Source organism: Paenibacillus sp. GCM10027630 (assembly GCF_042676305.1).
In the GTDB taxonomy this organism is placed as follows: Bacteria; Bacillota; Bacilli; order Paenibacillales; family NBRC-103111; genus Paenibacillus_S.
On record NZ_JBHTGY010000056.1, the window covers coordinates 87,707 to 114,065 of the forward strand.

Consider the following 26,359-nt stretch of genomic DNA (forward strand, 5'->3'; position numbering starts at 1 on the left):
TATCGCCCACTCACAGGGTTTTTAAATTAAAGGAGGAACTATTATCCATGGCAGTTACAACTTATTATGAAAAAGATGCAGATCTTAACGTATTACAAGGTAAAACAATCGCTATTATCGGTTACGGAAGCCAAGGTCACGCTCAAGCACAAAATCTTCGCGACAGCGGCTTGAAAGTAATCGTCGGTCTTCGTCAAGGTAAATCCTTCGAGCAAGCTAAAAACGACGGATTTGACGTATACTCCGTAGCAGAAGCAACTAAAATTGCTGACATCGTACAGCTTTTGATGCCTGACGAAACACAAGCAAGCGTATATAAAAATGAAATCGAGCCGAACTTGAAGCATGGCGCAGCAATCATGTTCTCCCACGGCTTTAACGTTCACTTCGGTCAAATTGCTCCGTCCGCGGACAAAGACGTATTCTTGGTAGCACCTAAATCCCCGGGCCACATGGTTCGTCGTGTATATGTAGAAGGCTTCGGCGTTCCTGGACTTATTGCTATCGAGCAAGATGCAAGCGGCAAAGCTAAAGAAATCGGTCTTGCTTATGCTAAAGGTATCGGCTGCACACGCGCAGGAGTTATCGAAACTTCATTCCGTGAAGAAACAGAAACTGACCTGTTCGGTGAGCAAGCCGTTCTTTGCGGTGGTGCTTCTGCATTGGTTAAAGCAGGTTTCGAAACATTGGTTGAAGCAGGCTATGCTCCTGAAATGGCTTACTTCGAATGCTTGCACGAATTGAAGCTAATCGTTGACCTGATGTATGAAGGCGGCTTGGCTACAATGAGACATTCCATTTCCAATACGGCTGAGTACGGTGACTATGTAACTGGTCCTCGTATCATCACTGACGAAGTTAAGAAAGCAATGAAAGATGTGCTTACAGATATCCAACAAGGTAAATTTGCTCGCGACTTTATCTTGGAAAATCAATCCGGCCGTGCATTCCTTACAGCGACTCGTCGCCTGGAATCCGAGCATCCGCTTGAGCAAGTAGGTTCCCAGCTTCGTGAAATGATGCACTGGATCAAGAAATAAGATTTGCTCATTTGTGGTAATATAGTGTTGAATGAGGTCGGCTTGAAGACAATGGGGAATGCTCTTTTTTCTCACCTTCGAGCCGTACCTTTTTCTGCTTAAAGGCTTATGATGTAATTTTCTTACGAAAACTCTTAGGAGGTGACCCAACCCATGAGAAAAATATACATATTCGACACTACGTTGAGAGACGGGGAGCAATCGCCGGGTGTGAATCTCAACATGCAGGAGAAGGTGGAAATTGCGCTGCAGCTGGAAAAGCTGGGTGTCGATCGTATTGAAGCTGGCTTCCCGGCTGCATCTCCTGGTGACTTGGCAGGTGTAAATGCGGTTGCCCGCGCAGTCAAGAACGCTTCTATAATCGGCTTGGCGCGTTCGCGCGAGCAGGATATTGATGCGGTGCGTGAAGCGCTGAAGGGAGCTCAAGATCCTTCTATTCACGTATTCTTGGCAACGTCCCCTATTCACCGTAAGCATAAGCTGCGGATGGAAAAGGAACAAGTGCTGGCAACAGCCGAAGCGGCGATTCGTTATGCGAAGAAATATTTCGACAAAGTCGAGTTTTCACCTGAGGATGCCGGCCGTACGGAGCTGGACTTTCTTTGTGAAGTAACAGCTATGGCTATTCGTGCTGGTGCGACAGTTGTTAATATTCCGGATACGGTAGGCTACTTGAATCCGAGCGAATTCGGTAACATTTTTAAAACTTTGAAGGAAAATGTAGTAGGTATCGAGAAAATTCAACTAAGCGCACACTGTCATGACGACTTGGGAATGGCTACCGCTAATGCGCTGGCTGCTGTATTGAACGGTGCCGATCAAATAGAAGGTACGATCAACGGAATCGGCGAACGTGCTGGAAATACTTCGCTGGAGGAAGTAGTTATGGCGCTGGAAACGCGTCAAGATTTCTTTCAAGCGAAAACATCGCTTGTATTGGGCGAGATTGCCCGTACAAGCCGTTTGGTCAGTAAGCTGACAGGAATGGTCGTTCCTGGCAATAAAGCGATTGTAGGCGCCAATGCGTTCGCGCATGAGTCCGGCATTCATCAGGATGGCATGCTTAAGGAGAAGACGACCTACGAAATTATGTCGCCTGAAATGATCGGCTTGAAGGACAGCAAGCTTGTACTGGGCAAGCATTCCGGCCGTCACGCATTCCGTGAGAAGCTGGTTGACATGGGCTACGATATGATCGACGAGCAGCTGAATGCAACCTTTGCCAAGTTTAAAGACTTGGCGGATAAGAAGAAAAATGTAACCGATGAGGACATTCGCGCATTGATCGAGGAGAAATTGATCGAAACGCCGGAAGTGTTCGTGTTGGATACGATGCAGCTGTCTTACGGTAATCAATCGGTACCTACGGCGACTATTCGCGTTAATAAGATTGAAGGCGGTACGGCGGAAGAAGCTGCTGTCGGCAACGGTTCCGTCGATGCCATCTATAAAGCGATCGACAAGGTAACGAACGAGGAGGTCGAGCTGGAGGATTACTCGATCAAATCCGTTACTCAAGGCAAGGACGCGCTTGGCGAAGTGCATGTAGTCTTGCGCCAAGGCGATTACTCTGTTCAAGGCCGCGGCGTAAGCACGGATATTTTGGAAGCAAGCGCGAAGGCGTACATTGATGCGATCAATCGTTTGATCGAGAAGCGCAAGTCGCCTGCCCGTAATAGCCGTGATAATGTAACCCTGATCTAAAGCAGTGTTAACTTAGACACCCCGATACCGAGCCTGATTTCAGGCGAAGTACCGGGGTGTTTTTACATTTTTCAATAGACGATAAGCTGTATACTTTGGCTTCAGCCTTTGACGGAGCCGACCAAAGCCCCTTTGGCAAAATGCTTTTGCAGGAACGGATATACGATAAGGATCGGTAATGTAGATACAACGATAACCGCCATTTTTACACTTTGCTCCGGTGGACGCACATAACCTTCATTGAAGACAGACGTATCTGCGTTGAACCCGCTGGCCAGGATGACAATCTGACGCAATAGTATTTGAATCGGCCATTTTGAAGCATCATTCAGGTACATGACGGCATTGAAATACGTATTCCAGTAGTTAACGGCATAAAATAAGGATATCGTTGCAATCGCAGGCATAGAAAGTGGAATCACGATTTTGAATAAAATTCCGATATCATTACAGCCATCGATTTTGGCCGATTCCTCCAAGCCGTCAGGTAAGTTTTGAAAAAAGCTTCTCATAATGATTAAATTAAACGCATTAATTGCCGTCGGAAGTATGAGTGAGAAGTAAGAATCAATCAATCCCATAGCTTTGACGATCAGAAAGGTCGGGATCAATCCTCCCTGAAACAGCATCGTGAATACAACCAGAAAATTTATGAATTTGCGACCGTCCAAATCTCTCCGCGTCAAGCCATAGGCCATCAAACAGGTCAAAAACATACTGATGGCCGTACCGACCACGGTTACGCCGATGGATACCCCTAATGCGCTGAAAAGAGCATCCGTTGATAAAATATATTGATAGGCATTCAAGCTGAATTGTGACGGAATCAATATAAAAGGTTTTCTGGCCAGTTCCTCGGCAGTTGTAAAGGATCCCATGAGGACGTGCATTAACGGAAGAAAAGTAATTACTGCAACGATAGTCAATAATAATAGATTGCCTGTATCAAATAAACGGCTTGCCCATGTTTTGTCATGAACCATGGCGTGAACCTCCTTATCCGTTTAGTGCGTTATCTGGCTAATAGATGCCGTCTTCACCGAACTTTTTGGCTAATTTATTTGCTAATACAACCAATACTAAGCCAATGAACGATTTGAAAAATCCTACAGCTGTACTGAAGCTGAACTGTCCTTGCTTCAAGCCGGCTGTATATACATACGTGTCCAGTATTTCTGCGACATTGCGGTTCATCGAGTTAAGCAGCAAGTATACATGCTCAAAGCTTAAATCAAGAACATTCCCGATACGCAGAATGAGCAGTACGACGATGACGGTACGGATCGATGGCAAAGTTACATGCCAAATTTGTCTGAACCGACCGGCTCCATCCATCCGGGCCGCTTCATATAGCTGGGGATCGATAGCTGCAATGGCGGCCAAGTATACAATCGTGCCCCATCCGGCTTCTCTCCAAATGACCTGAATAATATAAATCGGATGAAACCAACTATCGCTCAGCAGGAAATTGATTTTGGGAAAACCGTAATAAGCCATCAATTGGTTAATGATACCATCATCCATTGTAAGCATTACATAAGAGATAGAAACAATAATAACCCAGGATAAAAAGTGGGGAATATAAATGATCGTTTGCACAAAGCGTTTAAAGAAGGTATTCCTCACTTCATTCAACATAATCGCAAGCAAGATGGGTATAGGGAAATAAAACAAAATGTTGTAGACAAACAAGATGAGTGTATTTCGAAATATAATCCAAAATTGCGGCTCGTTGAAAAGCTTGTTGAAATGCTTCAAGCCAACCCATTCACTACCGGCAAATCCTTTATAGGGAAGGTAGTCCTGGAACGATATAATCAATCCCCACATAGGAATGTACTTAAAAATAAGGAAGTATAGCAGGCCTGGTAAAATCATCATATACATGAAGCGGTTGCGCAGTAATCTCTTCATTAACGGACTGCTGGAACTCACGGCCGTTATTGTGGCGGTAGCAGTATCGTTCATAGGTTACTTGCCGTCCTTGAACGCAGCATTGTACTCTTCGATAATCTTGGCTCCGCCTTCGTCTTGCCATTTCTTCACATCTGCCTGGAAGCCGGTTTCATCAATCTTGCCCAACATAAATTTGTAGGTTGCGTCTTTAATAATATCTCCGATTCTTGCGCCTTTTTCGTTAAAGGTAGGCGAGTTAAGGGGCACAGTTGGATCTTGAACCGCAAAGTTTACCGCTTCATCGGATAGCTTAAATCCTTTTTCCTCCACAGGGATATTGTACAGCAAAGGCAGAACGTTCATGGAGTCAGTCAGAGCAAGAGTTGAATAGGGCTTGACGTCTTTTTCCAACAATTTCGTATCGGCGTTCGGAACGACCTTGCCATCTTTTAACGTGTAATGCTCGCCTTCAACGCCATATTTCAAATAGTTGACAATATCTTTATCGAACCATTTATCAAAGAAAGTTAAAATTTGCTTCAGCTCTACTTCCGACTTGACGGCTGATTTCGGAAACATTACGAGCGTTCCATAACCGGGAAGCGCCCAGACGCCGGGTTTTCCATTTGTTCCTAGAATTTGGTTGGCGACATCGTATTGTGCTTCCTTGACGTTTTTGGAGGTTTTATCTTGAATAACCCCTGCATCGGTTAATGCCCCGATATACATGCCCGAGGTTCCCGTATACATCATGTTTTGCTGATCGGTCTTGGAGGTAACCGGGAAATCCTGGTTGATCAAGCCTTCATCGCGAAGCTTTTTAACAAATTTCATTGTATCCATATACCCTTTGGTCATAAACTCGGGAACAAGCTTTCCATTTTCAACGCCCCAGCCGTTCGGCGTCCCGAAGTAGGAGCTTAATGTTTTGAATGAACCGTAAATCAAGTCGTTGCGGTCTGCGAGTGGAACGGTTTTGGGGCCGCCGGCTTGCGATTCCTTGAATTTCTTTAACATATTGTAAATATCATCGGTTGTTTTGGGAGCTTGCAATCCCAGCTTGTCTGCCCAGTCTTTTCTGTAAATAATCCCTTGCCGGGCAAGAGGTCTCTCTTTATAAAGCGAATAGATTTTTCCATCTACAGCCGTATTATTTAAAATTTCCTTATTTAGCTTGCTCAAATTCGGATAATCCTTCAAATAAGGGCCGATCTCCCAAAATTGCTGGCTTTTAATCGCATCACGCAGTTGAATGAAGGAAGATTGGTTTTTAATATAAGCGGCCTGCGGAAGGGAGTTTGTTGCAAATGCAGCCTGGAATTTCTCATCATAGGTACCGTCGGGAACCCATTCGAACTTGATGTCCATCCCGGTTTTCTCTTCTATTAATTTCTCGATTCTGTCCGAAGGTACAACCGGTGTTTGCAAATTAACCATGATCGTAATCTTGTTGGATTGTGGTTGAGCTTTACTTGATTTGGCCTCTTTTTTTTCATTGCTGGATGCAGGGGAACAGCCGGCCATAATACCGGTTACCAGTGCGAGTATGCTTAACGCATTTAACCATCTGAAACTACGCGCTTGCATGTTCATTTTCGTTAGACCTCCCATTAATAAGTTGATTTACTCTTGATCCAGTTCTATCAAATATAAATTGTTTTTGTTGCCGTCCCGGTCAGAAGCAAACAAAATGAGCTCTCCGTTCCAGCTGAAGCAAGGATGGGCATGTCTGCGTCCGTCATACCAAGAGGTTCCGTGGTAGCACAGTGTTTGTGGAACCGGCTTTTCTTGAGTCATATCTATAAGGACCAGATCATCAACCTCATCGCCCACCAGGAGCGAGTTGTCCGTATTGGCATGATAATGGTTGCAATAATAAGGCAGCTCGACCTTCTTGAGAACTTCGCCTTTTCTATCCACTATAGCAACGTAAGGCATTTGATCAGCCTCAATGTCGTGTACAGCTTCTACTGTTGCTTGTGTGCGGTCGGAAGTGATGGTACCATCATGCCCTTTTCTGCGGTTATCGAAGAAGATGTTGCCTTCCCGGGTCCAGAACTCATGGCCAATGCTGTCATCCTCCTCTTGCCGGAAGCAGGGGGTTACTTTGCGAGAGACGGCATCAAGCATCCACATCCGCTGCTGTACCAGATTCCACGGGCCTTCATGACAAAATAAGGCAACGGAGCTGTCATCCGGTGAAAATTGAAAATGATTGATATAATGCGTGCTCTCATACACATCGACCGCCCTGGAGCCATCCATGTACGCAAACGTGATCACCGAATTTTTTATCGCATACATCATTTCTTTAAATCCTGCATAATTGGCGCCGCGGACTAAACCGACCTTCTCGTTACGTGGAATGCCCACATATTTCTTGTCCGGGCTTATGAAAGGGCCGCCCATCGTGTAGTTGCCGGTTTCTTCGTATATAACTTCGGACTCCATTGTTCTGGTATTCAGCTTTTTCATCAGGCTGCCAACGGTGTAGATTAAGTACTCGCTGTCAGGGGTTTTCGTATATTTGGTTAATCCTCGCTTTTCGTCAGTCATCTGAGTGATGATTCCGCTGTCCAATTCCATTTTGAAAAAGTTGTATTGCTCTGGCTTCTCAGACCCTCGGTCGGACAAGAAATAAATGTCTTTATCCCCTATGGTGAAAGAGTTATCCGTAAAATATAATTGAAAGTTGTTGCTCTCCCCGGATGTTAATTGGGTAACCATCTTGCCTGTCTTTGCATCTTTATATGTTTTCTTCTCAGAAGGATACGTTTTACCGATCATTGTAAGTAACTCCTCCGCAAATTTCTAGTAATTTGTAATTAGCTTTCCAACACTTGCTGCCAGATGGCAGCATCAACCGGGATACCATGTCTCAGGTTTTCAAGACGCCTGCGCAGCGTGTCTTCTCCCGGATATCTTATATCATCTTGAGGAGACACTGGATTAGCCGAATGTATGTCACGGATGGTTTCGTTTATACGCTGCGTCAGTTCATTGTAATCCGAAAATATTTGCGTATCGAAAGCAAGGAACACTTGAGACACTTGAAGCTCCACACCAAGCTTTCCTATGTCTCGGGTTGATTTTCCCCCGGAAAGAACCATCCCGATCATATCTAGCATGAGGGATAGGCCAGAGCCTTTCCAAAATCCAATGGGCAGTGGTCGCTGGCTTTGCAGGATAGCCCCAGGATCGCGGGTTGCGTTGCCCTCATTATCGAAGCCCCCATCGACAGGAAGCTGTTTTCCTAGAAGACTGTAGTTCGTTAATTGCCCGTAGGAAAACTGCGACATCGCCATATCCAATACCAAATGTCCTTCAGGCCGGGGAACGGCAAGTACGATCGGATTATTGCCTACTTTAGCTTCGGTACTGCCCCAAGCCGGCAGGTTCGGATTCGTGTTCGTCCAACAAATCCCGATACATCCGGCTTCAGCAGCCTGCCAACCGTAGCTGCCGCCACGCATCCAATGGTTGGTATTGCTCAATGCGACGCAGCCCATGCCATGGAGCTTAGCAAGTTCAATGGCACGCTTCATGGATGCATGTGCATTAAGGTTGCCGGGCCCGCTTCCTCCGTCCCAACGCTCGGATGCTCCGAAACTAGCGGTCAGTCTCGGCTCAGCGTCAACATGGATATACCCCTTACGAATAAATTCCAGGAATAAGGGGAATCGGTTCAGCCCGTGTGAAGGAATGCCGTCCAGGCTTGCTTCAGCAAACAAGGCTGCACAAAGCTCGGCTCGATCCGTGCTCAGCCCATATTTCACTAATACATGAAGAAACTGCTGCTGCATTTCGTAGTAAGGTACTCGCAAGATGTGAGATCACCCTTTCTTTTCATTACTTTTTGTGGCGGTTCTGAAAAACTAGTCTGATCATATAAGGGATAACCCCATTACGCATAGAATCATTACGTTGGCTCTTGAAATAACCGTTAAAATCAACACATTTAAGCGATATGATGCGAAATATACAATTTAATGATTATGTGCGGGCTATGCATGATTATTGCCCTGCCAGCATCCTTCTACTAAAATGGGTATACGCTTTCAATCTTTAGATGGAATTTCAGGAGGATCTTGAATGTTGAATAAACGGAGTATCTTTTTAAAAATGATCCTGTTCGGCAGTGCTCTATGTATTTTGCCTGTAATCGCACTCGGCTTTTTTTCGTATTTACGCTCCTCCGAAGCTATCCAAATTCAAGTAAAGCAGGGGAACGCCCAATTTTTAACTCAATTAAAAGGAAATATAGAACAAGTGCTGGTTACTTTGGACAATAATTTAAGTCAGGTTGTCAATTCTACGACATTTCAGGAAGCCTTTTACCGTCAGCTCACCGTATATGATTTTCAGCTGTTAAACAGCCTTAAAAAAAATATGAGCTTTACCCAATCCGTGGATAGTAAGGTGACGGACGTTCTGCTGGCTAATACGGAAAATAATTGGTTGATTAGTAATGACGGACTTTATGCCTTTGACAAGTTTCCCAAAAAGGATGAGCTGTTAAGCTTTATAGGACTGCCGCTAAGCTCTAACTGGATATTGAATCGAAGCGAATTGTCCGCCTCCCGAATGACGGAAAGCTACGAGTGCGAGTACATTGTAACTTTAGTGAAGAAGCTGCCTGTGTTCAGTATGCAAAAAAAGGGGCTGGCCGTAGCCCACATTCCAAGCTGCAGTTTGTCGGCAATGATAGATAATCCGTCTCAACTGCAGGATGTCGTTGTATTCAAGGACCAACAAATTCTCATTCACCCTAATGAAAAGATGATTGGGAAATCTGTTTTGGAGACTGGATATGTAAGCAAGGAAGATTTGGCGATGTTTAACGATCCGGAGGGTCAGTTTGAGATTAAGCGGGGGACAGGCCGGTATTCTGTATCCTACATCAGATCCGAGTATAACGGCTGGATATATGCGTCTTTTACAGATATTAACCACATAACTGCCCAATCAAGAGCTATCGGCTGGTTTACACTGTATCTTTGCCTGCTCATTATTGGTATATCGGTCTGTTTCGTTTGGTTCGGTTCCCGTAAAATTTACACGCCGATTCGTCAAATTATGAGAGCCGTTATCGAGCGGTTTCCCCACCATGATAAGAATAGGCAGGATGAGTTTCAGATGATCCATGAGCACATTACTCAACTAATCGAATCCAACTCAAGCTTGCGGGGAGAAATGCAGCAATATACCAAACAATTGAGAACGACGTTTATTCATAAGCTTTTTCAAGGGAAAATGAAATCGTCTGAAATTGGGGAAGCGTTGGTTCATTTTGATTATGAAAAGCGTGTGGCCGCTTGGGAGAGGATGGCGGTGCTGACCCTGCAGATTGAGATGCATGAGCAGATTCGGTACAGTACGAAAGATTTGGATCTTTTGCAATTTGCCGTTAGCAATATTTTGGAGGAAATGGTACCAGCTCATCAATGTTTAGGACCAGTAATCCATGATCAAACTCAAGTGGCGTTGGTCGGATGCAGCGGAATGAATGACAGGCAGTTCAAAAGCTACATCTTCGAGCTGGCAGAATCGATACAGCATAATATTAAGAGCTATTTAAAGCTCGTGGTAAGTATCGGCATCAGCTTGCCTTTCAGTCAGCTGGACGAAGCTTCAAGAGCCTATCAGGAAGGTTTGGAAGCATTGAAGTACCGTTTGAAGCTGGGAGAGGGGATCATTATTTCCAGTGTCGCTATGACTTCTGGCAAACAGCCGGCTGTTTTTTCATACCCGCAGCATATTTCCGGAGAATTGATCGATTCCATCAAGCTAGCTGATCAAGACAGGGTGCGGGAGCTGCTTAAAGAATGGATGGAATATGTATTTAGCAAAGAACGTATGCCGTGGGAATATCAGAATATGTTAATGCTATTTCTCAACGAGCTGATGGTTGTGCTTCAGGAGTCCGGTATCAGTATGGCGGAGCTTGGCTTGGAGGGCTGTTCCTTGTATGAGGAGCTGCTTCAGTTGTATGTTGGCGCGGATATTGAAGCATGGTTTCAATCTCGAATCCTTATACCGATGATTCAAGTGTTTACCAACAGGAGAGATTCGTTATACCATAACCTTTCCGCTCAAATTATCGACTTTATTCAAACTTGTTACCTGGAAGATATTACACTCGAGCAGTGCGCAGCCAGGCTTCATTACAACTCCTCTTATTTAAGCACTGTTTTCAAGCAGGAAACGGGCATGACATTCAGCGATTATTTGGCCATGCACCGTCAAAAAGCAGCCAAGCAGTGGTTAATTGAAACCAATATGACAGTAAAAGAGATTGCCAAGCAATTGAATTATAACAATCCGCAAAACTTTATCAGGTCTTTCCGTAAACAAGAGGGGATGACTCCTGGGACATATAGAGAAAAATTCGGCAAACAAGTGCCGGAAGGTGAAAGTCTGTGAGTAGGAGCCTAAATTCGAACAACAAAGGCCTATTATGCCAAAAGCCCAAACTTTACGCTACATGGTCACATACCATAAAGAAGTTCCTTTAAGAAGGGAGGATGAGATCTATGGGATTGGCAGCTGGAGTAGGTGCAAGTTGCGGAGGTTTTTTCACTAGCACTGGCGTGATCTTGGTTTTGTTCATTCTATTGGTTATCGTTTCGCGTGCCTGGATCTAAGTATGTCTTATGAAGTTGGTCTTCTAAGGCTATTTTCGCAAATGGACTAGGGACCAACCATACAGTATGGCATGAACCCTCGGGTATTCCGGGGGTTTTCCATTTGTAGTCAGACACGAATGTATCTTCATCGAGAGGGCTTGATCTAAGCTTCTCTTAAAATATACGAAAGTTTAAGTTGCTTTACAGCGATAAAGTGAAAATACCCTTTCTAATGTTGCTTAAGTCATGAGCGAAAACAGATAACAGATATTCAAAGGTTGCTCTCAATGTAAAGGAGACCAGAATATTCTTACGGCAGCCGAAAGAAAGATGTTAGATGGAAATCCTCCCGTTAATCCAGCTTGGATATCGGTTGAAAGCAATACAACTGGAAAAACTCCAGCTAATCTAGGTGATGGGGATGATATCAGCCAAAATCCTTAGAATTAGCGGGAGAAATTCCAGTTATAGCGCTTGGAACGCTATTTTTTGGAGAAAATAACGTGACATTTTCCTGTTAATTGCGTGGGGTTCGCTTGGCTGCCATACAATGCTGTAAACAAACCCCCGAACCTCACAATTAGCATACGCTGGAAAGCGACCTCATCTCATTTGCTATTCGCTGAGCATACCCAAGAAGAGTTATCTCAAAAGGGTAAACCCTAGTGAGTGAGTGAATCCCATAGAATGTGCAAAAGAACCTTTAATGGAGGTCTCTTTGCAACTCGATATTCAGGATAAAATGCCGGAAGGGCTGTCCCAAAATGAATTTTGGGACAACCCTTTATACGGTTTGCAGCATTTTTTGAATAGCGCGGTCTAATCGGGCAAAGCCCTCTTTCATCTGCTCATAATCCGTATGGGTGAAGTTGAGTCTCATTGCATTTCTTTTGGGCTCATCTGCAAAGAAACTTACGCCCGGTACGAATGCAACGCCTTCTTCAACAGCCAGCTTCATCAGCTTCTCCGTATCGATTTCCTCTGCTAGTTCTATCCAGATGAACATACCACCTTTGGGCTCATTCCAGTGGAGTCCTGGCCAGCTCTGCTGATTCAGCAGGTCAGCCATCTGGCGCATCCGAGTTTCATATTCGCTGCGGACCAGATCGATATGTGAATATAGATCGAAATGTTCGAATAGCTGATGCAAGGCTTGCTGATCCATCGTACTGGAATGCAGGTCGGCAGCCTGCTTAGCACGGGTCATCTGACGAATAACGTCAGGATCGCCGATTGCCCAGCCGGTACGTAATGCAGGTGCTACGATTTTAGAAAAGGTGCTTGTATACAAAACGGCACTGCCATGCGGATGCTTGTCTAATGAAAAGATCGAGGGCATTGCTTCTCCGCCGCCAAATCGAAGCTCTCCGTATGGATCATCCTCGAGGATAAGCACATTGTTACGTTTGCAAATATCCAATGTTCCTTGACGTCGCTCGAGGCTCCAAGCTTTGCCCGCTGGGTTGGAAAAGGTAGGAACTACATAGATCATTTTAGGGTTATACTGCTTGATTTTTTGTTCCAAATCGATTAAATTCATGCCGTCCGCATCACCATCTACCGAAACAATTCTCGCTTTGTGGGACTGGAAGATTTGGATGGCTGCCAGATATGTCGGGCGCTCCACCAGAATGATATCGCCTGGATCGATGTAGACGCGGGTAAGCAAATCAATCGCTTGCTGGGAACCGGTCGTGATCAGCATATCGTCTACGCCGACATGGATGTTCTTGCGCTCCATGTGCTTGGCGATGCTTTGCCGCAGCGGTGTATAGCCTTCGGTTAGGCCGTACTGCAAGACCTGCTTTCCTTCTTCGAAGACACGCAAAAAAGCCTCACGCACAGCGTCGATCGGAAAATACTGCTCATTCGGCAGTCCGCCGGCTAGTGAAATAATGGACTTTCCTTGAGTGAGTTTCAAAATTTCTCTTACAGCAGAAGATTTAAAGCTATCAATAGTATCGGAGAAACGGTAATCCATATAGATGCTCCTTTAGCCTGAAATAATATTCCTGATTAAACAATATAACTATCATTTTAATCCTTTAATAGCGATAAAACAACATGGAATATAGTTCGTAAGGCGAAGCAATGGAAGCCGTTCGAAAGGCGATTAAAGTCTTAGTAAAGATTGGCGCTCCGCTTGGGGTTTGCAGGATCGGCAGACCCCAACCACCTTTTCGACTCCAGAATAGAAAGTCAGCTCCTTCGGATTAACCTTGCGCTTACAGTAAGAACAGCTTTGCTGTTGTTTGGAAGGGGGCAATTTACCGGATGAAGCAGATGCCGCAGAGCGATTAAGTCTGGAAGAGCGTTTTTTTGCAAATGGATTACCAGGATTCCGCCGTTTACGGATTTTAACAAAAACAAAGACGACTAAGATAACAAAGAGGAGGGAAATGACGATAATGGAGCTTGGGGTCCATATGTTATTGAGCATCTGTATATCTCTCCTTTACCTATTGATGACCCTATGAGCTTACATAAACGCAACAATTAGAAAACTGGCTATTATGGATAAAAGCCCCAAAGGTATTCCTATTGCCAGACCGATCAGGATGGATTTGGAATTATAGCCCTTCAGCGATTCTGTAGTACCTTTATCTATTTTTTTTACATGGTAGACCAGGCTGATATTAATGCCGATTATTGTGAGAAGAAGGACTGGGATAGTGAACAGCATCATATCCTGAATGGTTATAAGGGTTGGTGGAAGCTGCATAAAAAAGGATTGAGCCAGCATCATCAATGCCACAAACAGCTGTGCTGAAACTTGAGTCCATCTAACCTTGGTAAATTCCTTTCCGAGCTTTTTCGCTTCGTAAGTAATGAGCTCTCTCATTGCTGGGAATAATCCGAACAAATTATAGTTCAATGTTTTGGAAATAATATTCATTACGGCCAGGATAAGAATGATAACGCCCAAGGTACGTTGAAAAACTACCAAAGAATAAACATGAATGATAAAAGTAAATAAAATTGTCGCTATCAATATAAAGGAATTGACTAAAATGAACTGTGTAGTTCTTAGTTTTCTTAGTCGAAGCACGTCCATGGAGCCACCACCTAGTATGAGTTAACCTAATTTTACCATAAATGAAGCGGGGTGTTAATAAATATAGGTATTCGAAAGCTGCCGTCCTGAAAGCTTATTGTTTTTTCCTATTAAGATCATAGATTTTATATCTTTGTAATGAACGGCTAATTATGGTACAAAGGATATTATCTATAACTTTATGAAATAGGAGTGAATATAAGTGGCGGATGTAAAAAAAATCGCAGTTATTGCAGGAGACGGTATCGGTCCTGAAGTTATCGCTGAAGCGGAAAAAGTATTGAAGAAAACGGAAGAGATTTTTGGCTACCGTTTTGAAACCGAGCACGGCTTATTTGGCGGAATCGCAATCGATGAGACAGGTACCCCTTTGCCGCAAAATACATTGGAGCTTTGTAAAAAAGCGGATGCAGTTCTGTTAGGCGCTGTAGGCGGTCCGAAATGGGACAACAATCCGAAGGAGCTTCGTCCTGAAACAGGATTGCTCGGCATTCGTAAAGAGTTGGGCTTGTTCTCCAACATTCGCCCAGCAGTTATTTTCGACTGTCTGAAGGATGCTTCCACATTGAAGCCTGAAGTATTGGAAGGAACGGATCTGATCGTTGTCCGTGAATTGACTGGGGGCATTTACTTCGGCGAGAAGTTCCGCCGCGAGGGTGCGCACGGTGAAGAAGCGGTTGACACTTGCGTATACAACGTGCAAGAAATTGAGCGCATTGCTCGCCAAGCGTTCGAAATTGCCCGCACGCGCAGCAAGAGACTCGCTTCCGTTGATAAAGCTAACGTTCTTGAAACATCCCGCTTGTGGAGAGAAACCGTTATTCGTATCTCCGCAGACTACCCGGATGTAGAGCTTGAGCACATTCTGGTTGATAACTGTGCGATGCAATTGCTTCGCCGCCCATCGAGCTTCGATGTAATCGTTACTGAGAACATGTTCGGCGACATTCTGAGTGATGAAGCAGCTATGTTGACAGGCTCCATCGGGATGCTGTCATCCGCTTCCCTGGGCGAAGGCGCATTCGGCTTGTACGAGCCCGTACACGGTTCTGCACCGGATATTGCAGGCCAAGGGATCTCCAACCCGATCGCAACCGTTCTTTCCGTAGCATTGATGTTCCGTTTGACATTCGGTTACCACGATGCAGCCGAAGCTATTGAACGTGCAGTAAAAGAGGTGTTGGATGCCGGTCATCGTACGGGTGACATCGCTGTTGACAAGAGCAAAGCAATTGGAACAACAGCCATGGGTGACTTGATCGTGAACGCTATTAGAAAATAAGGGCGGAAGCTTAGTGAAGACTCTTAGGTCCATTCGGTCAAGAATGCTTAAGGGTCTTTACTTTGTATGATATTAAACTTATATTTCACAAAATAGTCAGTAAATTATAATTATTATTAAATAGTAATTATTATAATATTGACTTTCAAGAGGTCGAATGTTACGATTTTAATCGAATAATCTCTAGTAATAAAAGGAGGAAATAAGCAGATGGCAGAACGTTTGGTAGCTAAGCAAGCTCCGGATTTTACACTTGAAACAGCTAATGGAGACGGTGTAGGCTTCGGCAAGGTTTCTTTATCCGATTATAAAGGTAAATGGTTGGTTTTGTTCTTCTATCCGCTTGACTTCACTTTTGTTTGCCCTACAGAAATTACAGCATTAAGCGAAAGCTATGATGAGTTCAAGAAATTGGACGCTGAAGTACTTGGCGTTTCTGTTGATAGCGTACATACCCACCGCGCATGGATCAACACTCCTGTTGACAGCAATGGTCTTGGTAAATTGAACTTCCCGTTGGGCGCAGACTTGACTAAACAAGTTGCACGCGATTACGGCGTATTGATTGAAGAAGACGGTATCGCGCTTCGCGGCTTGTTCATTATCAGCCCTGAAGGCGAATTAAAATATCAAGTGGTCAACCACAACGATGTAGGCCGTAGCGTAGAAGAAACTTTCCGCGTTCTGGAAGCATTGCAATCCGGTGGATTGTGCCCAATGAACTGGAAAAAAGGCGATAAGCACCTGGTAGCTCAATAAGCCGGCTTTCTAAATTTAAACAGCCTTTATCATATTTTAAAAAATCCCTCTGGTCTGCTATACTGCAGCTAGAGGGATTTTTGTAAATGGGCAGGAGGACATTCGAGTGGAAGTATTAGAGAGTTTAAAATACAGCGAGAATCATGAATGGATTCGAGTGGAGGGCAATCGCGCTGTAATCGGTATGACTGATTTTGCACAAGAGGAGCTAGGTCAGATCGTATTCGTGGAGCTGCCTGCAATCGGCGATGTTTTGAAAGCGGGAGAACCTTTTGGCAGCATGGAATCGGTTAAGACTGTATCGGAGATGTATGCTCCCGTGTCAGGGAAAGTAGTGGATATTAACCGTTTACTACAAGCGGATCCAAGCGCGATTAATATGGCGCCCTATAGTGGTGGATGGATGATTGTGATAGAAATTGCCGACCCGGCCGAGCTTGAGCAGTTATGGGATGCGCGGAAATACGAAGATACATACGGACATGAGTAAAAGCTTGAACACGAATAAACAAGGAAGCCTCCAAAGTCACTGCTGCCAGTGCGATGGAGGCTTTTTTTGTTTTAAGTCGTGGTAAGGTTTAGGCGCTTTGTTATTATTTCTTGGTAAGCTGCTTGTATTTTTCCATATACTTGACCACTGCCAGCACATAAGTGGCATGTGACCAGGTTAATGGCGCTACGGAAACCGGTGCTCCGTCAAAAGGATCGAGCTGTTCAGGCAATATGCCGCTTTCTATTGCATGTTTGACGACCCACTCCAGTGTGCCTCGCGGCTTTTCAAGGTCCTCAACCGTTTTGGCATATTCGATTTCCCATTCCGCAATCCAAAGCGTACAGATAATCCAGGGATTACCGGGTACTTTCTCAATGTCGGATGAACGTTGGAAGTAATAATCGTGATAATAGCGGGCCACTCCGCCAATATCGGTTTTGATGGTCAGATGCTCACGGTTTGCTTCCATCGTTTTGACAACGCGGTAGTCATCAGCGGGCAAAACGCCGAATTCGAATATTCCGTATACGCTGCTCTCGTAAGTACGGTCTCTTACCCATTGACCATTCTCCTGATACAGTCCTCTTACAAAGCGCTGCTCTTCTTCATCCCACAGATGCTTCAGAATTCCAGACTTGATACGCTCTGCGGTATGTCTGTAGCGGCTGCTTCGTTCCTCATCGCCGAACAGACTACAGAAATTCGCTGCCGCGATCAGCCCGCCGTATACAGCGGAGGTTGTGAACGTAAAGATGCCATAACGTTCCTCCCACAAGTCGTAGCTGGGCTTAGGCAGGTTCAAATCCTGATCAATATAGCTCGACATGAATCGAGCTGCACGACGAATCAGGGTGCGATATAAGGATTGCGGAAGCTCGATAGTACCGTGCTTCTGGAAGTCCTGCCACAAGGCAAACAGGACAAGTGCTGTTTCATCCTCTTGAATCGGCAGCTGTTCATTGCCGGCATGAATGTAAGGATGCCAGCTGGAGCCGACGGTTCCGTCTGGATTGTATTTATGATGGAGATAACCCTCCGGTGATAGAACATTGGCACAGAAATGGAAGAAAGGCGTAATCATCCCTTGATAGCCGGCCATGGACATCGCATAAGCGATTAAGGCGCCATCACGAGGCCACATATAGCTGTAATGGTCACGGTTGCTTTGCATGATATCAGAGTCATTGGCTGCAATAATCGCACCATTGACATCCGTTTGTGTACGAACAATGAGCAGGCTTTGCTTATACATCCGAATAATCTCCGGACTTAGATTGCCATAATCTCGTTCTGATTTGTTAACCCAACGCTGCCAATATACTTTGATGCGATCCAGCAGCTTGCCGGGATGGCTCTCTTTAACATAAGTGTCGAGCTTCTTGACTTCCTCCAGGTTTTTCCCGGCAGTCATCCAATAATACATCGTTTCGTTCGAGTTCGGCGGTACATGCAGCCGGAAGCTGATGGTGCTGTCTACAGAGCCTTGGGCAATGGCATTGCCCATCAGATGGCCATCTTCAGCATCCCTCCATGTTCCTTCAGCATTATAAAACCTTTTGACACCTGTCGTATATTGGAAAACTCCATCGGGTCCGGTGCTGCCGCTAAACATGAAATATTTATCCTTTTTATAGTGAAAGACGGTATTGTTAGAGGGGTAATAAGCTGCCGTATCCCCCACTTCGGTCTCATTGATAACCAAATCCTGATTGAAGAAAACACGAACCTCACGAACGGTATCCCGCTCATTATGAATTTGTATTCTTTTCAAGTAAATATCTTCTCGTTGATGAACTCCATCGTTAATAATAAGGGTGATACCCAAATGAGGATGTGTTGCTGTAACCTCGGTGATCAGGGAATCCTCGACATAGGAAAGATTAAAATCCCATTCCGGATCGCTTAGCCAAGCAAAGGCTCCATCAACCCATAATCCCACTCTACATTGATAGCCGCCGATGTGGTTTAATTGGCCCACATAAGGATAATATAAATCCCGCATATACGTGTACTGATCTAAGTTGATCAAAAATTTCCCGTTTCCGATGACTAATTGTCTTGGCAATCGACCCACATCCTTCTATTTCTGGAGTGTACTTCTTCAATTTAGAGTACCTTTTTCTTCCTGTATGGTCAATCCTAAGTAACGGATGAAAACGGATACTTAACGAAATTTTGAAAATATTTTCATTATTATCCTTAACCATTTCTATAATTCTACTATTTCCTCTATGAATAGGAACTATACTTGCTAATTTCGATTCTTGGACAAAATAAAATCTCCTGCCCGAAAGCGGAGATAGGGAAGCCCCTAAGCAGGACGTATATGAGTTTAATTTTACTTAGTCAATACATCGACGATAAGCTAAGGGTCAACGATCTGTTAAGTTGTTTGTATATTAGGAACTCGTTGAAGTTGGGTTAGCCGCATGACTAAATCGTAAGGATTATCGGATTGTATCAGCTGCTGTACTTGTTCTTGATCGATATTGTCGCAAATATGGCTGTGACCCGTATGATACTGGATATGCATCTGCGAAGATTGGTCGTCGTAGCTTACATAGGCAATCTGTTTGGAACTGATGGGAATATACTTCATGAGACCCTCTCCCTTCAAGATGGGAATGAAAAATCCGTATGCTGTGCAGAAGCTGCCCGGCAACGGATTTTCATCGTCTGTTTATATTTATGATTATTGAATCATGTTTAGACCGCAACATTTGGAGCTATTTTCCGTCTATAGTATAGGCATTTAAAATTTGCCCCTGTAAAGCGCTATCACAACAGATTTTGAATTATACAGCAGTTCATGAATATAATATTTCCTATGGAAACCAAGTAAAAGGAAACATTTAACTGTACGTTCATTTCGACAAAAAAAGAGGATTTCAGCAAGGTCAGGTAGAATAGAATAAAAATCGCTTTTTGCTGGAGATATCAAGGAGGCGTGATTCTATGAGTTTTTGCTGCGGCGCCAGTATGATCGGAACCCAAGGAACCTTGAAGCATATTCGTACCCAGATCCACAATGTGCCTTTGTTGTTTTGTCCTGTATGCCATCGTGTCGAGGTACATCATATGGTAGAAAGCGAATACGAAATTTTAGCCGAATACGCCCATGGGGACGGAGCTCCGGAAGTGGACTTTCAGGAATATGTAGATACCCGCAGTCAAGCGGAATTATATGAGAACTGCGTCAACCATGAGAATGAGGACCCGATGGAGGTCGTGCGAAGCCAGATTGATATGTCTTTGGATCTGCTAATGGTAGCCAAAACATGGCACGATGTCGAATGGGAAGAACAGCTTAAGAAAAGGCTGAACATTCTAAGCAAGCGCAGAAACAAGCTGAAGAACAAAAAGACGACGCGAGGCTTAACATAATCGGACTTGACAACGTCTCGTATAGGGACGTTGTTTTACTTTCAGACGAGTTGTTCTGACACAGTCATAATTTTCTCACATATTCATGTCAGAGAGGCTCCAAATTAGACAAAAGTCTGTGATCGGAGACGGCCATTAAAAGTTTACAATATAATGTGCCTGAAGACCTAGAACGACCCCCATAATCATCGCGGTCACAGCGAAAAACTATAGTGTGAGGTGGAACGATTGCTGCTTGTTTTATTTAAGAAGTTTCTCGGAAAACGTCAATCTCACTCATCAGAAACGTCGGATTCGCTGCCACCGGAACAACTGGTGCTTCAAATTCAACAAGGTGACTTACGATTACGCAATCAATTTATTACGGATTATCAGCCGTATGTTGCGAAAGTGACGAGCCGTTTTTGCAAAAGATATATAGACCCTGCAAGAGATGATGAATTCAGCATTGCTTTGGGTGCTTTCAATGAAGCCGTTAACCAATTCTCATCGGAGGCGGGGCGGTCGTTTCTCGGTTTTGCGGAGCAGGTCATACGGCGTCGCTTAATTGACTATGTCCGCAAGGAGCAGAGATTCGCACACCAGACCCCTTACAGCACTTTTGAGGTTGAGGATGATGAAGATAACATTGTAAATCCGGTGGAAATTCATCAGGCTATTGAGCATTATGAGAAGCAAAAAGGGATGGAGGAACGGCGAGGAGAAATAATAGATTTGAACCGTTGCTTATCTGATTTTGGCATTCAATTTGCGGATTTGGTAGACGCGTCTCCCAAGCATGATGATTCCAGGCAAGCTTTGTTTGCTATAGGCAGACAGCTGTCGGGGAATCCCGATTTAATGCGGACCATGCTGACGAAACGGATGCTGCCAATCAAAGAATTATTAGATTTGGTGGAGGTGTCTAGAAAGACATTGGAGCGTAACCGCAAGTTCATTATAGCTGTTGCTTTAATTTATAATGGTCCTTATCCGTACCTTAGGGATTATCTACATATCAAGGATCAAACACAGCTTATATAGAGAGTGGGGGGAAGCAAATGAATAAAGGCATCGTCATGGAGATGACGGATAAAAGCATCATAGTCATGCGTCAGGATGGCAAGTTTGATAAGATTTCCAGAAAAAACCGTTCTTGCGAAGTGGGCGAGGAAATTCTATATGCTGACGCAGGTGTTAATTGGGCTAATCCGTCTGTAGCCGGCCGTTCCGCAATGGTTGCGGCGGTCGTGTTCTGCCTCGTAGTTTTCGCCAGTTTTGCAGGCAAAATAGGCAGCTCCGAAGTCGTTGCCTATGTATCACTCGACATCAATCCTTCGGTTGAGATGGGGATTGATGAGAAGGAGCAAGTGCTCGAGCTTCGCGGCTTAAATGATGATGGATCGGAACTGATCCAGGCGGTTGATTTTAAAGGAAAGACATTAGAGAAAGTGACAGCTTCCCTGTTGGACAAGGCTGAACAGAAATCGCTGTCTAAGGGTGAAGCGGACATTGTAATCGCTAGTTCAATAGTCCTGGATAAAGGTACTGTGGATGATGCGAAAATTGCTGAAAAGCTTCGGCAGCAGGTAACAGAGCATATTAAGCAAACTCATCCTGACCAGACAGCCTCCTACCAGGTAGAGGCTTTCGCTGCGCCCCAGGAGATTCGCGCGGAAGCTAACAAAAGCGGCGTATCCATGGGTAAATATTCCGTTTATTTAAACGCTAAAAGCAACGGGGTTGAAGTGACGGTTGATGATTTAAAGAAAGAGTCTATTCATAAAATCATCAAGGATAATTCGGATAACAAATCCGCGGTTATTCAGCCCGAGAAAGTACCGACTAAGGAAGCTATAAAAAAGCTGATAGAGGAGGAGAAGTCGGGCGAACTGGATAAGAAGCTCGATGAGAAGAAGAAAGAACGGGCAGCCAAAGATAAAGATACCGGGAAGAACACGAATACAACCAATAACGGTAAAACAGATAACTCTAAAACGGATCCGAAAAAGCCTGCTGTTGGAAACAACAATAACAATAACAATAACAACAATAAAGAGGATGACCGCAAGGATGACAAAAAGACCGGCGGCTCTCCTGCCACTACCAAACCAAATACTTCAAAGCCGGATACTACAAAACCAGGAACTCAGTCTCCTGGTGCTGTTCGTCCCGTAGATAACAAGAAGGATGATGGTAAGGACGATACTAAGCACGATAATAAGAACGATAGCAAAAATGATAATAAAATCGATAACAAAAACGACAACAAGAAAGACAATGATCCTAAAAAGGATGACGGTAAGAAGGACGATAACAAAAAAGATGACCCCAAGCGTAATGATGATAATAAACAGCAGGACAGCAAGAAAACCGACGATAAAAATGATGATAAAAAAAACGATGATAAGAAGAAAGCAGATGATCTGAAAAAAGAGCTGGAAAAGAAGAACGAGACTCAGAAAAAAGATGATAAAGCCGATGATCGAAAAAAAGAAACGGACACTAAAAAAGAATCGGACAACAAGAAAGACACGGATAACAAGAATGATAAGCGCTAAACGCTTCTTGCTTGCTTAATGCTTGACACAAAGGCCCATAAGGGCCGATGTGTCTCTTTTTTTACGTATAAATTTACAGACCTTCATGACGGACGATGGATGGGTGTGATAAAATGAGAACTTGAATATACATAGAAAATTGAGTAAGGGAAATTTAAAAAAATCTATCTGTAACATGCTCATTGGCGGGGAGAATTGCAGGCTTTTTTAGTGAAGTGATGTTATAAGTTAATATGGGAATAGGGGAGAATAAGCCGTGAGATATACTTTATTTGGTCAAACAGGTCATCGAGTATCAGCTCTGGGATTCGGAGCGATGAATCTGCCAGGAGTTCCGTTGCAGCAAGCAGGAGATGCGCTAAATTACGCATTGGATCACGGCATCAATTATATCGATACGGCGGCGGGCTACCGCAACAGCGAGGAAATTATCGGTGAAACGATAGCTCACCGTCGTTCGGAATATTTTTTGGCAACGAAGACGAATAAGCGGGATTACGCATCAGCTAAGGAAGAAATCGAACGCAGCTTGGTACGCATGAAAACCGATGTTATAGATTTATTGCAAATTCACTATGTCAACTATGTTAATGAGTACAAAGCGGCTATGGATGAGAACGGAGCTTACAAAGCCGCGCTGGAGATGAAAGAAGCCGGAAAGGTTAGATTTATTGGAATCACTGGACATAGACCGGAGCTGCTGACGAAATGGATCAGTAACGGGCAATTCGATCAGGTTCTGTTTCACCTGAATTTAGCTCAACCATTTGCATTGAATGAGCTGATTCCCAAGCTAACGGAAATGGGAATGGGCAAGGTAGCGATGAAGCCTCTGTCAGGGGGATTTATTCAACCGGTTGAGAAAGCGATACGTTTCCCTTACAGCCAGGATGTAAACGTAATTATATCCGGTATGGTAAGCGTGGATGAGGTTAAAGAAAACTTGGCAGCCATGGAGCAAGAAGTTGGACAAGCTGAGCGTCAAGAGTTGGAAGAGCTGGCACTGCAGCTGGGAACTCATAATTGCCGCCGCTGTAATTACTGCTCCTGTCCCGTTGATGTAAAAATTCCGGATATTATGATTTCGAGCAAAATTCGCGATGTATTCGGATTGCTTCCGAAAGGCGAAGGATTTTTTGAAAAGCAAAAGGACAGTATCATGTCCTGTGCTGATTACGAGCCCTGTAAGGAGAAGCCGCTTTGCGAGCAGCAATGTCCGTATCATCTACCGATGCAGAAGGTTGTGCAAGAGGCGGCTTCGTACTATAGCTAATAGCTGAGCAGAGAAATGAAGAACCCGTCTCTGTGAGGTACAAATTGGAGGCTCATACCGATGGATTTAGACCAGCTGATGGTTAAGGATGATTTGGAAACCAGCCTGCATATTATGGAGCGGGATGTTGGGGATACCGCTGCCGAAGCGCTGCAGCGCGTTAATGCAGACGCGCTGATGCTTCTGTTAACGCCAGCGGAGCTAGACGACGCGGAGAGCTTGAAGGAATGGCTGCCGGCTCCATTGGCAGCCGAGGTGTCGGGGATGCGCGAACGGGGACAGTTCGCGGCCGGATTGGGCCAAGCGGAGGTGCTGCCGACGCTTGGGCTTTTGCCCTGCCGCTCGCTTGTGCTGGGCGGCCTTGGCCGCGCAGCGGCCGGCACGGACGCCTGGCGCGACGCAGGCGTCTACGCGGTCCGCGCGGCGCTGGCCCGCGGGCTCGAGCGGCTCGCGGCGCCGCTGCCGCGCACAGCCGCTGACGCGGCGGCTGTGCCGCTAGGCGAGCGTGTTCACGCGCTCGCCGAAGGGCTCTTGCTCGGCGGCTACCGCATGCCGAGCTACGCTGTGGCGGCACAGCCGCCCGTGCCTGCGCTGCGCGAGATCGCCCTGATCGCAGATCAGGCGACACTCGCGGCGCTAGGCGGCGGCAGCGCCGCCAAGGCTCTTGCGCAGCCGCTGGAGGCTGCGCGGGCGTTCGCGGTCGCGACGCAGTACGCGCGCGACCTGACGAACCTGCCCGGCAATGTGCTTGTGCCGGATACACTGGCCCAGGAGGCTGCCCGGGTGGCCTCCCAATACGGCATGGCCTGCACAGTGCTGGATGAGGCAGCCATTGTCGAGCATGGCATGGGAGGACTCCATGCCGTTGGCAAAGGCAGCGCCAATCCTCCGCGCATGATCTCTATCCGTTACCAAGGAACGGATTCATGGGATCATGTAGTAGGCTTGGTTGGTAAAGGCATCACCTTTGATACCGGGGGTATCTCGCTCAAGAAGCCGGACGGCATGGAAGAAATGATCAGCGATATGGGCGGTGCGGCTGTGTTGTTAGGGCTGCTGCATGCCGTAGGTAGACTGAAACCGAGGATTAACCTGGTCATTGTTATTCCAGCAGCCGAAAATATGCCGTCTGGAGCTGCTTTTAAGCCAGGCGATGTAATCAGGATGATGAGCGGCCATACCGTTGAGGTTTTAAATACCGATGCAGAAGGCCGTATTGTATTAGGAGACGGAGTCACTTATGCCAAACAGCTGGGCGCAACCCGGATTGTCGATGTAGCGACCTTGACCGGCGCTGTGCTGGTTAGCTTTGCCGATGTGGCTACAGGAGCAGTGGCCAATGATGAAGTACTGCAGCAGGAAATTATTCAGGCTGCTAAGCAGGCAGGGGAAAAAGTATGGCCGTTCCCTAATTATCCGGAATATCACGATATGCTCAAGAGTGATGTAGCAGATATAAAAAACGCCGCCTCACGCGATCGGTGGGCGGGCAGCATTACAGGCGGGCTGTTTATTGGATTTTTTGCCGGAGACACACCATGGCTTCATTTGGATACCGGCGGAACAGCCTGGCTGTGGAATGACCGCGGTACAGAGCCGAAAGGCGGCACCGGGACGATGGTTCGCACCTTGGCTCACTGGCTATGCAGTTCACAGATGTGAAGCTTAGGCCGAAATGCTTTTATTTTTACTTTTGCCCAGAGGGACGGTGTTTGTCGCAGACATCATCTGCAGCGCCGTATCCTCAAGATCGTTCATAGGGATAACCAGACGGGTAATTTCATCCGTTGTATAGGATAGATTGGCGGTTCTTAGCGCAAGCTGGGTAAGATCAATGCCGATCCAGCCGGTCTTGCTAGGGTGTGGGGTTAGGTCGAAGCCCAGAACGGAAAGTGATGCATGATTTTCGTTCGCGAGCTCTTGTGGATGTGGGGCAGGTTGAATATCGTTTAAATGAAAGTACAGCTTCTTGCTGTTCCAGCGAATGAAGCCTTGCTGGAAGGTAATGATCAATAGCGGGTCGTCCTCATTGGACTGTTTATAAATACGAACAGCTTTAAGGTCTTTCACACCGCGAATGTACTGGTTTTTTCGAGTATCCGGCAATGCCATCACAATGAGTATAGGCAGCGCGGTTGCCGCATACAAATAAAATGCTGATTGAAGAAAGATAGCGACACCAATTAAGGCCAGAAATACGAAGATATAAATAAATAATAATGATGATTGTTTTTTCGACATGAAAGCAATCCCCCAGATGGAAAACAGATATGGCCAAACTACACAGCATTTTCATTCTATCACATT

General features: G+C 45.3%; 22 protein-coding genes. 12 read left to right on the top strand and 10 right to left on the bottom strand.

All coding sequences use genetic code 11. The features are described from left to right. Positions 1–47 precede the first annotated feature (47 nt). Together ilvC and ACFQ0C_RS27595 are read left to right on the top strand one after the other, a co-directional pair. The gene (gene ilvC, locus ACFQ0C_RS27590; protein ID WP_258214167.1) at positions 48–1,040 is read left to right on the top strand and encodes a ketol-acid reductoisomerase; all 993 of its coding nucleotides are present in this window, start codon (positions 48–50) and stop codon (positions 1,038–1,040) included. A gap of 153 nt (positions 1,041–1,193) precedes the next feature. Continuing rightward, entirely contained in the window at positions 1,194–2,744 is a 1,551-nt protein-coding gene (locus ACFQ0C_RS27595) for a 2-isopropylmalate synthase (RefSeq protein ID WP_379371462.1), read from the top strand. Positions 2,745–2,845: 101 nt separating this feature from the next. On the opposite strand, the gene ACFQ0C_RS27600 is transcribed toward ACFQ0C_RS27595, so the two are convergent. Genes ACFQ0C_RS27600 through yiaK form a run of 5 tightly spaced genes read right to left on the bottom strand, consistent with a single transcriptional unit; the run spans position 2,846 to position 8,464 of the window. Further along, positions 2,846–3,727 (bottom strand): carbohydrate ABC transporter permease, encoded by an 882-nt coding sequence (locus tag ACFQ0C_RS27600; protein ID WP_379371463.1) that lies wholly within the window; start codon positions 3,725–3,727, stop codon positions 2,846–2,848. 37 nt (positions 3,728–3,764) lie between these two features. After that, the gene (locus ACFQ0C_RS27605; protein ID WP_379371464.1) at positions 3,765–4,712 is read right to left on the bottom strand and encodes an ABC transporter permease; all 948 of its coding nucleotides are present in this window, start codon (positions 4,710–4,712) and stop codon (positions 3,765–3,767) included. Between the two features lie 3 nt (positions 4,713–4,715). Continuing rightward, positions 4,716–6,227, bottom strand: coding sequence for an extracellular solute-binding protein (locus tag ACFQ0C_RS27610; protein ID WP_379371501.1), 1,512 nt, complete (start codon positions 6,225–6,227; stop codon positions 4,716–4,718). A 36-nt stretch (positions 6,228–6,263) separates the two neighbouring features. Then, complete coding sequence (locus ACFQ0C_RS27615) at positions 6,264–7,427, bottom strand: oligogalacturonate lyase family protein (protein ID WP_379371465.1); 1,164 nt, start codon at positions 7,425–7,427, stop codon at positions 6,264–6,266. Positions 7,428–7,465: 38 nt separating this feature from the next. Beyond that, on the bottom strand, positions 7,466–8,464 hold the full coding sequence (yiaK, locus tag ACFQ0C_RS27620; protein ID WP_379371466.1) for a 3-dehydro-L-gulonate 2-dehydrogenase: 999 nt from the start codon (positions 8,462–8,464) through the stop codon (positions 7,466–7,468). 268 nt (positions 8,465–8,732) lie between these two features. Between yiaK and ACFQ0C_RS27625 the strand changes: the two genes are divergently transcribed. After that, the gene (locus ACFQ0C_RS27625; RefSeq protein ID WP_379371467.1) at positions 8,733–11,063 is read left to right on the top strand and encodes a helix-turn-helix domain-containing protein; all 2,331 of its coding nucleotides are present in this window, start codon (positions 8,733–8,735) and stop codon (positions 11,061–11,063) included. 110 nt (positions 11,064–11,173) lie between these two features. Next, positions 11,174–11,284, top strand: coding sequence for a YjcZ family sporulation protein (locus ACFQ0C_RS27630; RefSeq protein ID WP_379371468.1), 111 nt, complete (start codon positions 11,174–11,176; stop codon positions 11,282–11,284). A 766-nt stretch (positions 11,285–12,050) separates the two neighbouring features. On the opposite strand, the gene ACFQ0C_RS27635 is transcribed toward ACFQ0C_RS27630, so the two are convergent. Then, a complete protein-coding gene (locus ACFQ0C_RS27635) occupies positions 12,051–13,247 on the bottom strand; it encodes an aminotransferase-like domain-containing protein (protein ID WP_379371470.1) in 1,197 nt (398 codons plus the stop codon). Between the two features lie 498 nt (positions 13,248–13,745). Next, positions 13,746–14,321, bottom strand: coding sequence for a hypothetical protein (locus tag ACFQ0C_RS27640; RefSeq protein WP_379371472.1), 576 nt, complete (start codon positions 14,319–14,321; stop codon positions 13,746–13,748). Between the two features lie 202 nt (positions 14,322–14,523). Here ACFQ0C_RS27640 and leuB point away from each other — a divergent pair, with 202 nt between their 5' ends. The 3 genes from leuB (at position 14,524) to gcvH (ending at position 16,852) form a co-directional block, all read left to right on the top strand. Next, positions 14,524–15,603, top strand: a complete 1,080-nt coding sequence (gene leuB / locus ACFQ0C_RS27645; protein ID WP_258214178.1) for a 3-isopropylmalate dehydrogenase — start codon at positions 14,524–14,526, stop codon at positions 15,601–15,603. Positions 15,604–15,813: 210 nt separating this feature from the next. Further along, positions 15,814–16,362, top strand: a complete 549-nt coding sequence (locus ACFQ0C_RS27650; RefSeq protein ID WP_171651278.1) for a peroxiredoxin — start codon at positions 15,814–15,816, stop codon at positions 16,360–16,362. A gap of 106 nt (positions 16,363–16,468) precedes the next feature. After that, positions 16,469–16,852 (top strand): glycine cleavage system protein GcvH, encoded by a 384-nt coding sequence (gcvH, locus tag ACFQ0C_RS27655; protein WP_379371475.1) that lies wholly within the window; start codon positions 16,469–16,471, stop codon positions 16,850–16,852. Between the two features lie 103 nt (positions 16,853–16,955). Here gcvH and ACFQ0C_RS27660 read toward each other — a convergent pair whose 3' ends face one another. Together ACFQ0C_RS27660 and ACFQ0C_RS27665 are read right to left on the bottom strand one after the other, a co-directional pair. Continuing rightward, complete coding sequence (locus ACFQ0C_RS27660; RefSeq protein WP_258214180.1) at positions 16,956–18,920, bottom strand: glycoside hydrolase family 15 protein; 1,965 nt, start codon at positions 18,918–18,920, stop codon at positions 16,956–16,958. A 318-nt stretch (positions 18,921–19,238) separates the two neighbouring features. After that, positions 19,239–19,454 (bottom strand): KTSC domain-containing protein, encoded by a 216-nt coding sequence (locus ACFQ0C_RS27665; protein ID WP_258214181.1) that lies wholly within the window; start codon positions 19,452–19,454, stop codon positions 19,239–19,241. Positions 19,455–19,810: 356 nt separating this feature from the next. Here ACFQ0C_RS27665 and ACFQ0C_RS27670 point away from each other — a divergent pair, with 356 nt between their 5' ends. The 5 genes from ACFQ0C_RS27670 to ACFQ0C_RS27690 all read left to right on the top strand — a co-directional run bounded on the left by ACFQ0C_RS27670 (position 19,811) and on the right by ACFQ0C_RS27690 (position 25,714). Continuing rightward, on the top strand, positions 19,811–20,239 hold the full coding sequence (locus tag ACFQ0C_RS27670) for a hypothetical protein (RefSeq protein ID WP_258214182.1): 429 nt from the start codon (positions 19,811–19,813) through the stop codon (positions 20,237–20,239). A 228-nt stretch (positions 20,240–20,467) separates the two neighbouring features. Beyond that, on the top strand, positions 20,468–21,262 hold the full coding sequence (gene sigI / locus ACFQ0C_RS27675; RefSeq protein WP_258214183.1) for an RNA polymerase sigma factor SigI: 795 nt from the start codon (positions 20,468–20,470) through the stop codon (positions 21,260–21,262). Positions 21,263–21,279: 17 nt separating this feature from the next. After that, positions 21,280–22,779, top strand: coding sequence for an anti-sigma-I factor RsgI family protein (locus ACFQ0C_RS27680; RefSeq protein ID WP_379371479.1), 1,500 nt, complete (start codon positions 21,280–21,282; stop codon positions 22,777–22,779). Positions 22,780–23,035: 256 nt separating this feature from the next. Beyond that, positions 23,036–24,052: an aldo/keto reductase gene (locus ACFQ0C_RS27685; RefSeq protein WP_379371481.1), complete on the top strand. Its 1,017-nt coding sequence runs from the start codon at positions 23,036–23,038 to the stop codon at positions 24,050–24,052. Between the two features lie 177 nt (positions 24,053–24,229). Next, complete coding sequence (locus ACFQ0C_RS27690; RefSeq protein ID WP_379371503.1) at positions 24,230–25,714, top strand: leucyl aminopeptidase; 1,485 nt, start codon at positions 24,230–24,232, stop codon at positions 25,712–25,714. 3 nt (positions 25,715–25,717) lie between these two features. Here the strand turns inward: ACFQ0C_RS27690 and ACFQ0C_RS27695 are convergent, their stop codons facing one another. After that, complete coding sequence (locus ACFQ0C_RS27695) at positions 25,718–26,293, bottom strand: hypothetical protein (protein WP_379371483.1); 576 nt, start codon at positions 26,291–26,293, stop codon at positions 25,718–25,720. Positions 26,294–26,359 lie beyond the last annotated feature (66 nt).